This window comes from Nocardiopsis gilva YIM 90087 (assembly GCF_002263495.1).
Classification (GTDB): domain Bacteria; phylum Actinomycetota; class Actinomycetes; order Streptosporangiales; family Streptosporangiaceae; genus Nocardiopsis_C; species Nocardiopsis_C gilva.
Genome location: NZ_CP022753.1, coordinates 5,130,547 through 5,143,461 on the forward strand (window position 1 = coordinate 5,130,547; position 12,915 = coordinate 5,143,461).

A 12,915-nucleotide genomic window follows, 5' to 3' on the forward strand; every position below is an offset into this window, starting at 1 on the left:
GGTCACGCCCGAAAAGCGCCCAGCGAGGGCAAGGGAGAGGGAGGGACGCAGAACCGGCGGATGGGACCGGGCGTGCACGCGTCACGCGGACGCTGCCTCGGCACCGGCGCCACTACTCCTCGGCAGCGACCGGCGGCCGCCTCAGCGCTTGTACTTCTTGGTGTTCATGGACTCGGCGACCTTGTCGTACAGGGCGGAGTACTGGCTGTCGACGGACCAGGCGTAGACGGCGATGTCGCTCAACGGCAGGAGCCACAGCCGGACCTCGAAGGTGTCGTTGTTCTCGCAGGTCACGGTCCACGCCCGGTAGTTCGCCTTGAGGCCGTCCGCGAGGTAGACGAGACCTGGCTTGAGACCTTCATTCTCCACGAGGGGCTGGAGCTTTTGGCTCTTGACCTTGACGTTGCCGTCCTCCCAGGTATTCAGGGAGCGGCAGGTGTCGGGGGCGGAGGCCCAGCCTTCGTCTTTGTCGAACGCCTGGTCCTTGGTGGGCCACTTGTTCGGGTCCTTCTTGGCGACCTTGGGCAGCACCTGGAGGGACCCGTAACCGCACTTGGACTCACCGGGCGGTCGCATGCACAGGGTGCCGTTGGACTTGTCAGTCTGCCAGCCCTCGGGGGCGTTGATCGTGATCTTCTGGATCCCGGCCTTGGAGAACCCCTCGGGGGCCGGGGCCTCGGCGGCGGGAACGACCCCGCTGTAAGTGGCGTCGGCCTTGGGAGCGCCGTCGCCGGAGCCGTCCGAGGAATCGCCGCCCGCGCATCCGGCCGCGACCAGCGTCAACGCCGTGGCGGCCGCTGCGAGAGCCGGGAGGGAAAAGACCCTGCCTGTGGGGAAGAACCCAACGCGCGTGCGGCCGGACGTATCGGACATGCGATTCCCTCTCTCGGCGCCGGGGGTGACCTTCCGACGATATCGGGAGGACTCGGCATAGTGCGCCATCGCCCGCGTACCGTCCCGGCCACTAGCCTGTGGGCATGCCCGATGTAGCGAAGCTGCTCGACCCCGTAGCCCAGATCCGCCAGCGGCGTACCGCCCCGCTGGTCCTCGAACTCGACCTCACCGACGGCATCACCGACGAGGTCCCGGCCGACCCCATCGGCCGCATCCTGGCGAAGCGGCGGCAGCGGCTCACCGATGTGGTCGAGGGGATCCGGCGCGGCGCCCTCGATCCCCGTGTCAAGGCGCTGATCGCCAAGGTCGACGGCAAGCCGCTGGGCTTCGCCCAGGTCCAGGAGCTGCGCACCGCCGTGCGCGCGTTCCGGAACGCGGGCAAGACCGCGGTCGCCTGGAGCGAGTCGTTCGGCGAGCTCGGCCCCGGAACGGTCCCCTACTACCTCGCCGCCGGCTTCGACGAGATCGCGCTGCTGCCCACCGGCACCGTGGGGCTGACCGGCCTGAGCATCCGGACCACGTTCGTGCGCGACGCCATCGACAAGCTCGGCGTGGAGTACGAGGTCGGCGCGCGGCACGAGTACAAGAACGCCGTCAACATGTTCACCGAGCGCGGGTACACCGAACCGCACCGCGAGGCCACCGGCCGGATCGTCGCGTCGCTGAGCGACCAGGTCGTCGAGGGCATCGCCGCGGGTCGCGGGATGACCCAGGAGCGGGTCCGCGAGCTGATCGGACGCGGCCCGTTCCCCGCGTCCGAGGCGCTGGAGAGCGGGCTCGTCGACCGCCTCGCCTACCGCGACGAGATTATCGACGACCTGCTCGGGCGCTTCGCTTCCGGGGAACGCGAGGGCGGCCAGGGCGGTCCGGGCGACGGCGGTCGGCCGATGCTGCAGTTCGTCCCCCGCTACCAGCACCGCCAGGTGATGGCCGCGCGTGTCCCGGCCGTGCGGCGCGAGGGCTTCATCGCGCTGATCAACGCCGCGGGCGCGGTGCAGACGGGGCGCAGCCGCCGTTCCCCGATGGGCGGCGGCAGCGGCATGGGATCCGACACCATCGCGGCCGCGTTCCGTGCGGCGCGCCGTGATCCGCACGTGAAGGCGGTGGTGTTCCGGGTGGACAGCCGCGGCGGGTCGCCTGTGGCCTCCGACATCATCCGCCGTGAGTGCAAGCTGACCAGCGAGTCCGGCACCCCGGTCATCGCGACGATGGGCGACGTCGCCGGTTCGGGCGGCTACTACATCACGCTGGGCGCCGACGCCATCGTGGCCCACCCGGGAACGATCACCGGATCCATCGGGGTCTTCGTCGGCAAGCCGGTGCTCAAGGGCCTGATGGGGCGCATCGGCGTCAGCACCGATTCGATCGACGGGGGCGAGCACTCCGGCATGTTCGCCACCGACCGCGGGTTCACCGAGTCGGAGTGGGAGCGGGTGAACACACTGCTCGACACCATCTACGACGACTTCACCGGGAAGGTGGCCGAGGCGCGCGGCATGTCCCGGGAGCAGGTCCACGAGGTGGCCCGGGGGCGTGTGTGGACCGGGCGGGACGCCTACGAGCGCGGCCTGGTCGACGAGCTGGGCGGGCTGGACACGGCGGTGCGGATGGCCCGCGCGAAGGCGGGGCTCGGCGTGTCGGCGCCGCTGCGCCTGTTCCCGCAGCCCAACCCGTTGGACCGGCTGGTGCCCGCGGAGTCCAGTGAGGACAAGAGTGAGAGCGGGGAGGCGCGGCTCAGCATGTGGGGCCCGCTGGCGCACATCGCGGAGCGCCTCGGGCTGCCCGCGGAAGGCCCGCTGGTGATGCCCGAGATGTGGGAGATCCGGTGAACCCCGGTGAGTTCCTGGAGACCATGGCCCGCTTCCCCAGCGGTGTGACGGTCGTGACGGTGTCCGACGAGCTGGACGACATCGGCAGCACGGTGAGCGCGTTCGCGTCGATCTCCGCCGAGCCGCCCATCGTCATGGTCAGCGTGATCCGGACGAGTTACCTGTGCGAGGTCATCGACCTGCGCGGGAGGTTCGCGGTGAACGTGCTCGGCGAGCGCCACCGGGCGATCGCCGGGAGGTTCTCGGCCGAGGGGCGTCCCTCGGCCCGGCTGCTGGTGGCCGCCGAGGCCCACCACCGGGGCGAGCACAGCGGAGCGCTGATCCTCGACTCGGCGATCGCCGCCCTGGAGTGCTCGGTGAGCCAGCGGGTGGAGGCCGGGGACCACATCGTCTACCTCGCCTCGGTGGAGGGCCTGCCGGAGGTGGCGGGCGCGCGGGCGGGGACATCTCCGCTGATCAGGTACGGCGGACGCTACCGCGGTCTGCGGTAGCCGAAACTCTCTAGAGAGGTTGCTCCCCGCACCTTGGGGAGAGCCTATTCCCGCCCAACCGCTAGTTTCTCCGGCGCCATGTCCGCTGTGCAATGGAAGCATGGACGGCTTCTACACGGTTCTCGGGATCCTCGTGGTCGGGTTGATCCTGGCCATGATCCTGTGAACCCATCCCCATGCCCCGATCCCACACCTGTCCCCACATCACGGCCGTCCACCGGCTGCGCGAGGCCCGGTGGACGGCCGTCCGAGGCGCGAGGGCCGCCCCTTTCGTTGATCTCGGAGATATCGGGGTCTCACGGGCGATTTTGACCCCAATATCCCCGAGATCAACGGAGGGTCAGGCGAGTCCGGCCGAGTCAAGCCAGTCCGCCGCGACGTCGGCGGCGTTCTCGTGGTCGATGCTCACGCGTTCGTTGAGTTTGCTCAGCGTCTCGGTGGTGAGCTTCGCGGACACGGCGTTGAGCGCGGCGCGCGCCTTGTCGTCGACGGCGTTGCTGTTGACCAGCGGGGTGACGTTCTGCGTGCCGAACAGGCCCTCGGGGTCCTCCAGCGGCACGAAGTCGTTCTTGACGATCGCCGGGTCGGTGGTGAACAGGTTGGCGGCCTGCACATCGCCGTTCTTCAGCGCCTGCGGCAGGAGCGAGGCGTCCAGCGCGCGGAAGTTCTTGAACTCCACGCCGTAGGTCTCGTTCAGTCCGGGGACTCCCTGGGGACGGGTCTCGAATTCGGGAGGTCCGCCGAGCGTCATGTCGCCGGCGGCCTTCTTCAGGTCCTTGAGGCTCTTCAACCCCTCCTTCTCGGCGGTCTCCCGGGTGACCGACACCGAGTCCTTGTTCTCGGCCGGGGCCGGATCAAGGATCTCCAACCCCTCGGGCAGGCGCTCCGCGACGGCCTTGTTGGTCTGCTCGGTGTCCGTGGCCGTGGCGTCCGGGTCGAGGTAGTAGAGGATGGCGCCGTTGTACTCGGGGAACACCGACAGGTTGCCCTCCGCGATCTGGTCGTAGTAGACCTCGCGGCTGCCGATGTTGAGCTGGGTGCCCACCTCCATGCCCTTGGCCTCCAGCGCCTTGGCGTAGATGTGGGCGAGCAGGGTGCTCTCCGGGAAGTCGGCGGACCCGACCACGATCTTCCCGCTGCCCCCACTGCCTCCGCCGCTGCCGTCGTCGCCGTAAGGGTTGCTGCCGCCGCAGGCGGCGAGGAGCGGGACCAGGACGAGTCCCACGATCGCGGATCGCATCGGTCTACGCATGTCGTGCCTTCTTCTCTTCCGTCACGCGGTTGATGGGGATCGGGTTCGGGTCGGCGGTGGAATGTCCGGTGTGCGGATCAGCGGCCGGCCGGCGTGCCGCGGCGCAGCGCCGGTGCGACGAGGACCCGCCCCAGGAAGCCGAACAGCGCCGTCACGACCAGCGCCAGGACGACCACCAGCAGCGAGCCGCCCAGCATCATCGGCAGGTCCTGTCGGGCCTGACCGTCCACGATGAAGCGGCCGAGTCCGCCGATGCCGACGTAGGCGGCGATCGTGGCGGTGGAGATGACCTGGACGGCGGCGGTGCGCAGACCGAGCAGGATCAGCGGCAGCGCGACCGGGAGTTCGAGGCGGAACAGCACCTCCGCGCCGCGCATGCCCATGCCCTGGGCCGCGTCCTTGAGTTGCGGGTCGACGTTGCGCACGCCCTCGTAGGTGTTGACCAGGATCGGCGGAACGGCGAGCGCGACCAGGGCGACCATGACCGGTAGGAGTCCGATCCCGACGAGCAGTACGACGAGGAAGAGCACCCCGATGGTGGGCAGCGCGCGGGCGAAGTTGGCCAGGCTGGCGAGGAGGAAGCCGCCCCGGCCGGTGTGCCCGGTGAGCAGGCCGAGGGGGACGGCGATGGCCGCCGACAGCAGCAGCGCGAGGCCGGAGTAGCCGGCGTGCTCGACGAAGCGGACCGGGATGCCGCTGGGCCCGACCCACTGCTCGGGCTGGGCCAGCCACTCCAGGATCCACATGATGACGTTCATCGGTCGCCCTCCCCCGGCGCTCGGCCTCCGGGTCGGTCAGGTCCCCCAGTGTTAGGTCCGCCAGTGTCAGCTCGCCCAATGTCAGGCCCCGGATGAGCAGGTCCCGGCGTGCCGGATCCCGCACCCGCGGGGACCGCCGCCACCGCCGCGGTGTCGGACTCCGCCGACCCGTCGGCGGCCCGCCGCTCGGTCCGCGTCGTGCCGCGTGCGGCGCCCCGGCTCTGTTTGCCGCGGTCATCGCGCCGCGTCCACGGGGTCAGCAGATACTGCAGGAGCACCAGCAGGGCATCGGTGAGGAAGGCCAGCGCCACCGACAGCACGACGCCGACGATGATCGGGGCCGGGAACTGGCGCTTGAACCCTTCACTGAGGATGAGCTGGCCGAGCCCGCCCAGGCCGACCAGGGAGGCCACGCTCACCATGCTGATCGTGGCGACCGCCGCGACCCGCAGGCCCGCGATGACGACCGGGATGGCGATGCGCAACTCCACCTGGAGCAGTCGGCGCAGCGGCCCGAAACCCATGGCGACGGCGGCCTGGCGCACGTGGTCGGGCACCTGGTTGAGGCCGTCGACGACGTTGGGCACCAGGATCGTCAGCGTGTAGAGGGTCAGCGGGATGATCGCCGTCCACAGGCTGAACCCGGTGTAGGGCAGCATCAGGAAGAACAGCGCGATCGACGGGATCGCGTACAGGACGTTCACACCCGTCAGCACCGGCGGGTACAGGGGGCGCCACCGCGCGCTGGCGATGCCGATGGGCAGGGCGAGCGCCAGACCGAGCAGGATCGGGGCGTACGACAGCAGCGTGTGCTCGACCAGCCGGGGCCAGACGATCGTGGCGAAGTTGTCGCAGGTCCAGGTGAGCAGCGACGGACCTTCGGTCTCCTCCGAGGCGAGGGAGCGCACCGCCGTGCACAGGCCATCGGTCATGGCGCACCCCGGTTCGCCGTGGGCTCGGTGCCCTCCTCGGGCGTGGCGGTGGTCCCGTCAGTGGTCCCGTCACTGGTCCCATCGCTGGTCCCGCTGGCCCCGCTGCCGTCGGACTCCCCCACCGACCAGATGGCCGAGCCAAGATCGGTCTGTGAGACGACACCGACGACCGTCCCGTCCTCGCTCACACCGACCGCGCGCCCGGCGGGCGAGAGCATCGCGGCGTCCAGGGCGGCCCGCAGCGAGTCGGTGGGGACGGTGAACACGTGCCCGTAGGCGACCAGGTCCAGGTCGCCGAGCTTCCGGTCGCCCTCGGCGCCGTCGAGGACCACGGCCGAGACCCAGCCGCGCGGGTGCCGCTCGGCATCGACGACCAGCAGCCACGGCTCGTCGAGCGTCCGGGCCAGAGACCGCGCTCTGCCGGCCGACATGTCGGCGCCGACGACCACGTCGCCGCGGAGCGAGAGCTTCCCGGCCGGGAAGAAGGAGAGCCGCCGCACCCCCCGGTCGTAGCCGATGAAGGACTCGACGAACTCGTCGACGGGATCGGCGAGCAGGCGTTCGGGGTGGTCCATCTGGGCGAGGCGCCCGCCGGGGCGGAACACGGCGATGGCGTCGCCGAGCTTGACGGCCTCGTCGATGTCGTGGGTGACGAAGACGATGGTCTTGTGCAGCTCGGACTGGAGTCGGAGCAGCTCCTCCTGGAGGCTGGCCCGGACGACGGGGTCCACCGCGCTGAACGGCTCGTCCATCAGCAGGATGGGCGGGTCGGCGGCCAGCGCGCGAGCCACGCCGACGCGCTGCTGCTGCCCGCCGGAGAGCTGGTGCGGGTAACGCTTGGCCTGGCCCGGTTCGAGGCCCACCAGTTCCATCAGCTCACCGGCCCGAGCCCGCGCCGCGCGCTTGGGCCGCCCGAGCAGCAGCGGCACGGTGGCGATGTTGTCCACGATGGTGCGGTGGGGGAAGAGCCCCGCCTGCTGGATGACGTAGCCGATCGACCGGCGCAGCACGGCGGGGTCGCGGGAGCGCACGTCGTCACCGTCGATCGAGATGACGCCGCCCGTGGGGTCCACCATGCGGTTGATCATCCGCAGGGCGGTGGTCTTGCCGCTGCCGGAGGACCCGACGAGCACGGTGGTCCGCCCGGCCTGGACGGTCATGTCGAGGTCGTCGACGGCGACGGTTCCGTCCGGATAGCGCTTGGAAACGCCCTCGAAGGTGATCATTGTGGGTGGCCGCGTCTCTCATCCGGGCGGTGAAGCCCCTGGTGGTTCATGGGCATGGCAGGGGGCGGTGTCTCTGGAAAGCAGGTCTCTGGAAAGCAGGTCTCTGGAAAGCAGGTCTCCGGAAGGCAGGTCTCTGGAAAGCACTGCCCCTGGGAAGCGGATCGGGTCGCAATCTTCCCGGGAAAGGAGGCGGCAAACAAGGACCGGCGAACAGCGGCGCTGCTCGCCTCGTCGACCGTGTTCACGGTGATCAGCCCTGGTCGGCGATCCATCCGGGCAGTTCGTCCAAGCCGTTGAGCACGACGTCCGCGCGTTTGGCGTCCGGCCGTTCGGCGTGCAGGTAGCCGAGCATGCCGCGGCGCAGCAGGGCCGCGCGCATCCCCGCTTCCTGCGCCGGGATGACGTCGTTGTCGATGCGGTCCCCGACGTAGAGGATCTCGCTGTGGCCGGTCCCGGCCACCTCACCGACGCGGGTGAAGAAGGCGGGGTCGGGCTTGGCCACACCCCAGGCGTCGGAGACGTGGATCTGGTCGACCGGCAGGTCCATGGCCGCCAGGGCAGGGGCGGCCGACAGCGGCTGGTTTCCGGCGATGATGACGCTCAGGCCCATGCCGCGCAGGGCGGCGAAGGCGGGACGGACATCGGGGTAGAGGTCGTCGGAGTCGAAGCTCTCGCGCAGTGAGTCGGGTTCCTCGGCACGCCAGGCAGCGGATTCGGCCTCGAGGTCGAACCCGGGCTTGACCACACGGAACACATCCATGAGCTCACGGCCCTGGGCGAGCATGCCGCCCATGAGCCCGAAGAACGCCAGGCGGGGCACACCGAGCCGGTCGGCCCACCGGGCGAAGATGCGTGTCTCGTCGATCAGGGTCTCGCCGACGTCGAACACCACACTGCGAATCGTCACGAAATGGACGCTAACACGTCCCAGGCTGCGGTTTCCTCCGGCACGCACGCACACGGGATGCACATCACACAGCGTACGGCCGACACCCACCGAGTGTTCGGGCGTGGCCGTCGGGCCACGGCGTGTGCGCACGCGCCGGGCGGCGCGAGTGGCGGGGCGCGCCCTGGTCAGCGGCGCTCCGGGGGGCGCAGGACGGCGAAGGCGTCGGTGATCTCCAGCCGTCGGGCGCGGAAGCGGAACATCGCGGCCGGACGCCCGCCGGATCGCCCCGAGGGCACGGACTCTCCGGTCTCTTCGATCTGGCCGCGGCGCAGGAGCACCCGGCGCAGGTTGGTGGCGGCGACGTCGTGGCCCAGCGCCGCCCGGTAGTAGCGGGAGAGCTCCGACATGGTGAACTCCGGCGGGGCCAGCGCGAACCCGATGTTGGTGTAGGAGAGCTTAGCGCGCAGCCGACGGCGGCCGGAGGTGACGATCGCAGCGTGGTCGAACCCCATCAGCGGCAGGTCGGAGGCGGGGTGCCACGCGGTGTCGTCGGGGATGACCGGGTCGATGTCGGCCGGAATCAGGCCCAGGTAGGCGGTCGCCAGGGTGCGTCCGTAGGGGTGGCGGTCGGGCGCGCCGCGGGTCTCCAGCTGTTCCAGGTGTGTGAGTTCGCGCACATCCACCTTCTGGGCGAGCTGACGCCGGATGGATTCGTCCAAACCCTCGGCGTGGCCGAGCTCACCGCCCGGCAGGACCCAGTGATCCTCGAAGGGCGGGCGGCCACGGCGCCACAGCAGGACACTCAGTCGATCCTGCCGAATCTGGAAGACGACGGCGAGCACCTCGTGGGCGGCAACGCCCGGCCCCGTCGGCGATTGCGGCCCCGGGTGTGCCACCGGCCGCTCGACGCCTCCCCTGCTCCGCCCTGACTCGTCCTTCTCGTTGATGTCCGCCTCCGCCCCGGTCCCGCGCATAGGTCACATGTTAGGCTTTGTCGAGTTTTAGCCTAGTAGGCACAAACTCGGCGTGGTCGTCACGACACGCCTCGAAACACGACGCCCGGCCCAGTGACCGGCGTCCCCCGTCCGAACGGAAGTGCAAGGACATGGCAATGGTCACCGCCACCGCGGACAATATGACCACGGAGATGACCACGGAGATGACCAGAGAGGCGTGGGCCGAGGAGGTCCGCCGCCTCGCGAAGGAGCGCGACGCGGTCATCCTCGCGCACAACTACCAGCGGCCGGAGATCCAGGACGTCGCCGACCACACCGGCGACTCCCTCGCGCTGTCCCGGCTCGCGGCGTCGGCGGACGCGAGCACGATCGTGTTCTGCGGCGTCCACTTCATGGCCGAGACCGCCAAGATCCTCGCACCGGAGAAGACGGTGCTCCTCCCCGAGCCCGCGGCCGGGTGCTCGCTGGCCGACACCATCACGGCCGAGGACGTCCGCGCCTGGCGCGCCGAGTACCCCGACGCCGTTGTCGTCGCCTATGTCAACACGTCCGCGGCGGTCAAGGCGGAGACCGACATCTGCTGCACGTCGTCCAATGCCGCCGACGTCATCCGGTCCATTCCGGAAGACAAGGACATCCTCTTCCTGCCGGACCAGTTCCTGGGCGCACACGTGAAGCGGGTCACCGGGCGCGACAACATCCACGTGTGGATGGGCGAGTGCCACGTGCACGCCGGAATCGACGGCGGCACCCTGCGCGAGCGCGCCGCGGCCGAGCCCGACGCCGAGCTGTACGTGCACCCCGAGTGCGGCTGCGCCACCTCCGCCCTGTACCTGGTGGGCAGCGGGACCGTTCCCGAGGAGCGCGTCAAGGTGCTCTCCACGGGCGGCATGCTGACCGCCGCCGAGAACACCACGGCGGACAAGGTCCTCATCGCCACCGAGACCGGCATGCTGCACCAGCTGCGCGCGGCCAACTCCACGACGACCTTCGAGCCGGTCAACCCGCGCGCCGAGTGCCACTACATGAAGATGATCACCGCCGACAAGCTGCTCACCGCGCTGCGTGACGGCAGCGGCGAGATCAAGGTGGACGAGGAGACCTCCACCAAGGCCCGCCGCTCGGTGGAGCGGATGATCGCGATCGGTTCCCCCTCGCGCGGCGGCGAGTAGCGGTCCGCCGTCTGACGCCATATCGGGGGTCCGGAACCCGGCGTATGCCCTCCGAACCCCCGCCAGTCGCCCCTTCTCGTCGAGTAACAGATCCCTTACTGTCCCGCCACAGCTCAGGCATGCGCCGGACAGCACCGTTCCCGCGTCGTTAGCGTCATCCGGACAACTCAGGCGCTATCTCCTTGTCTCAATTCCAGGGGTCCGCCGGGGACGGGTGTCGCACTCGAGGAGGGGGAAGTGACGACGCGCAGCGAGGCCGGACATCAACGGGGAGAGGGGTCCGATCCGGACTTCGCCGTATTGCTGCGCGAGGGGCGCGGATTCGACCGCTGCTATGACACCTTCGCCCCGCGGCTCTACCGCTACTGCTGGTCGCTCGTGGAGCCCGCGCGCGGTACGGAGGGCACGAAGAGCACGGCCACAGACAGCGGCGCCGCGGAGGAGCCCGCTGCGGCGGCCGTGCGGCAGACGTTCCTCGCCGCCGCCGAGCTCATCGGCGAACTGGGCGACCGCACCCTCTTCCGGCCGTGGCTGTTCTCCCTGGCACGGGCCGCGAGCCAGCAGCAGGGGTTCGCCACACGCTCTCCCTTCGTGGATCTGGCCACGGTCCCGGCCGAACGCCCGGCCGTGGAGGTGGCCCGGCGCCTGCCACCCAGCCACCGCGAGCTGCTCGAACTGCACCTGCGGCACGCGCTCCCGGTCTCCGAGATCGCCAAGGTGCTCAGCCTCGACACCGACATCGCGGGGGAGCTGTGCCGGGCGGCCGTACGCCGGGCCGCCGACATCCTGTCCGAGTTCGCCAAGGCGCCGGGATCCGTCGTCGACATGGTCCTGTCCGCCGACGCCATGGCGACCGGCTCCACCGACACCCCGGCGGCCAACCTCAGCGACGCCTCACGGGGCAGATCCGCCCAGAGCGGCGGAGACAGACCCGCCTGGACACCGTCCGACGTGGCCAGGCTCCTGGCTGTCCTCGAACCGCCCGGTCCACCGGCGGACCTGCGCGAGGAGATCGTGGAGGCATGCGTCGGCGACGAGGGGGTGGAGTCGCGCCGCCACGCCGCCGCCGAACTCCGTCCCCTGACCACCGAGGGTTTCCCGCAGCACCGCGAGCGGACCGAGTCGAAGGCCGCGTCGAACGCCAAGGCGCCCTCGCCCGGCGCGTCCGGCGCGACCGACACATCAGACCCTGCCGACACCTCCGAGTCCTCCCGGAAGCGCAGGCCGACCGGCGCGAGTTCAGGGAGCCGCGGCGCGGCACACCGCACCACCGCGCGACGGCGCAACCGAAGCGAGAAGCGCGGGGATCCGACGCGGAAAGGGGCCTCCCCCGGGAAGACCACGAAGCCGGGGGCACCGCGCGACACCGCGCGCGGATCCGCACAGCGCCGCGAGCCCCGGAAGCTTCCCCGGGACCGGATCACCACCAACGACGTCGATCGGATCTCGGCCACGGAACCGATCGCCCGGCCGACGAGGCCGCCGCGCAAGAATGACGGCCGATCCCCCGGCGACCGGAAGGACACGAAGAAGCCGGGGGCCAAGCGGCGCCGCTGGCCCGCGTCGGCCATCTCCGGCCTGGTCACTGTGGCCGCTTCGGTGCTGCTGTCGGCGAGCGCCGTCTTCATGACCGGCGATCCCGGCGACACCATCACCGATCCGGGTCCGCCCGGCCTGCCGTCACCGCCGCCGCTGAGCGACGAGTTGGCCACCGAGGACGGCACCGGCGAGGGCGGTGGGGTCGGCGGCTCCGGTGGCGGGAGGGCCGCGGGCCCCGCACCGGGAGGCTCCGGAGGTACCGCGCCGCGGACCAATCCGGGAGCGCCCGCCGCCGGTGCGGGCGGCACCGACGCCGCGGGGCAGCCGGAGAAGGGCGCGCAACGCGGCGACACCCGCGCGACCCCGGACCCCACAGTCTCGCCCAGCGTCTCCGCCAGCCCCAGCCCTCCGGATAAGGAGACCCCGCCGAAGAAGGACGGCGGCGGAGGCGGCAAGGGTGGCAGCGGGGACGACGGCTCCGGCGGCGCGGGCAGCCCCATGGCGCGGTTCTTCGACGACCTGAAGAACTTCCTGGGCTGACCCGCGTTCCCGGCACGGTGGGCGCACGGCCACCGCCGGGTACGTGTCACCGACCGTGTCACGCCGCCCGACGTCCCTGTGCGTGATTGGATCTCGCGGTTGGATTGCGCGGTCCGATCGATCGCGACGATGGGGCCGCGCACGCGGCAGGGATGGTCTCGACGCGAGCCGCCCTCGCTGGAGCGGCGAGCATGCCCCCTGCCGCACGCGTTCGGCCCCATCGCTCGTCCCCACTGCTCGTCCCCACGGCTGGTGAGGGCGCCGCGGACCGTCACTGTTCACGACGGGGGAGGGAGCCGCGCCACCAGGCCCCGATCGCCGTGGCCCGGTCGCGTCAACGTGCTCCGTGCGGTCCTGCGCGACCGCTGAGAATTACGAGGGGCGCCCACCACGTCGACTCGCCGCGTGGCGTCGGCATGCGGCCGCCGCCCTCGTCA

Annotated in this window: 11 protein-coding genes; 4 read left to right on the forward strand and 7 right to left on the reverse strand. The window is 70.8% G+C overall.

Annotated features, from left to right (window positions below):
• Window positions 1–141 precede the first annotated feature (141 nt).
• Window positions 142–873: a hypothetical protein gene (locus CDO52_RS22725; RefSeq protein ID WP_017620991.1), complete on the reverse strand. Its 732-nt coding sequence runs from the start codon at window positions 871–873 to the stop codon at window positions 142–144.
• 104 nt (window positions 874–977) lie between these two features.
• Between CDO52_RS22725 and sppA the strand changes: the two genes are divergently transcribed.
• Together sppA and CDO52_RS22735 are read left to right on the forward strand one after the other, a co-directional pair.
• Complete coding sequence (gene sppA / locus CDO52_RS22730) at window positions 978–2,723, forward strand: signal peptide peptidase SppA (protein ID WP_017620990.1); 1,746 nt, start codon at window positions 978–980, stop codon at window positions 2,721–2,723.
• Between the two features lie 23 nt (window positions 2,724–2,746).
• The gene (locus CDO52_RS22735) at window positions 2,747–3,214 is read left to right on the forward strand and encodes a flavin reductase family protein (protein ID WP_033301808.1); all 468 of its coding nucleotides are present in this window, start codon (window positions 2,747–2,749) and stop codon (window positions 3,212–3,214) included.
• Between the two features lie 340 nt (window positions 3,215–3,554).
• Here CDO52_RS22735 and CDO52_RS22740 read toward each other — a convergent pair whose 3' ends face one another.
• The 6 genes from CDO52_RS22740 to CDO52_RS22765 all read right to left on the reverse strand — a co-directional run bounded on the left by CDO52_RS22740 (window position 3,555) and on the right by CDO52_RS22765 (window position 9,245).
• Window positions 3,555–4,454: an ABC transporter substrate-binding protein gene (locus CDO52_RS22740; RefSeq protein ID WP_017620988.1), complete on the reverse strand. Its 900-nt coding sequence runs from the start codon at window positions 4,452–4,454 to the stop codon at window positions 3,555–3,557.
• Between the two features lie 89 nt (window positions 4,455–4,543).
• Window positions 4,544–5,224: an ABC transporter permease gene (locus tag CDO52_RS22745; RefSeq protein WP_094932686.1), complete on the reverse strand. Its 681-nt coding sequence runs from the start codon at window positions 5,222–5,224 to the stop codon at window positions 4,544–4,546.
• A complete protein-coding gene (locus CDO52_RS22750) occupies window positions 5,221–6,156 on the reverse strand; it encodes an ABC transporter permease (protein WP_094932687.1) in 936 nt (311 codons plus the stop codon). Before CDO52_RS22750 ends, CDO52_RS22745 begins: the two co-directional genes overlap by 4 nt.
• Complete coding sequence (locus CDO52_RS22755) at window positions 6,153–7,382, reverse strand: ABC transporter ATP-binding protein (protein WP_017620985.1); 1,230 nt, start codon at window positions 7,380–7,382, stop codon at window positions 6,153–6,155. Before CDO52_RS22755 ends, CDO52_RS22750 begins: the two co-directional genes overlap by 4 nt.
• A gap of 250 nt (window positions 7,383–7,632) precedes the next feature.
• Window positions 7,633–8,289: an HAD family hydrolase gene (locus CDO52_RS22760; protein ID WP_026126241.1), complete on the reverse strand. Its 657-nt coding sequence runs from the start codon at window positions 8,287–8,289 to the stop codon at window positions 7,633–7,635.
• A gap of 167 nt (window positions 8,290–8,456) precedes the next feature.
• Window positions 8,457–9,245, reverse strand: a complete 789-nt coding sequence (locus CDO52_RS22765) for an NUDIX hydrolase (protein ID WP_017620983.1) — start codon at window positions 9,243–9,245, stop codon at window positions 8,457–8,459.
• 131 nt (window positions 9,246–9,376) lie between these two features.
• On the opposite strand from CDO52_RS22765, the gene nadA reads away from it, so the two are divergent.
• Together nadA and CDO52_RS22775 are read left to right on the forward strand one after the other, a co-directional pair.
• On the forward strand, window positions 9,377–10,399 hold the full coding sequence (gene nadA, locus CDO52_RS22770) for a quinolinate synthase NadA (protein ID WP_026126239.1): 1,023 nt from the start codon (window positions 9,377–9,379) through the stop codon (window positions 10,397–10,399).
• A gap of 237 nt (window positions 10,400–10,636) precedes the next feature.
• On the forward strand, window positions 10,637–12,478 hold the full coding sequence (locus tag CDO52_RS22775; protein ID WP_026126238.1) for a hypothetical protein: 1,842 nt from the start codon (window positions 10,637–10,639) through the stop codon (window positions 12,476–12,478).
• Window positions 12,479–12,915: the final 437 nt, after the last annotated feature.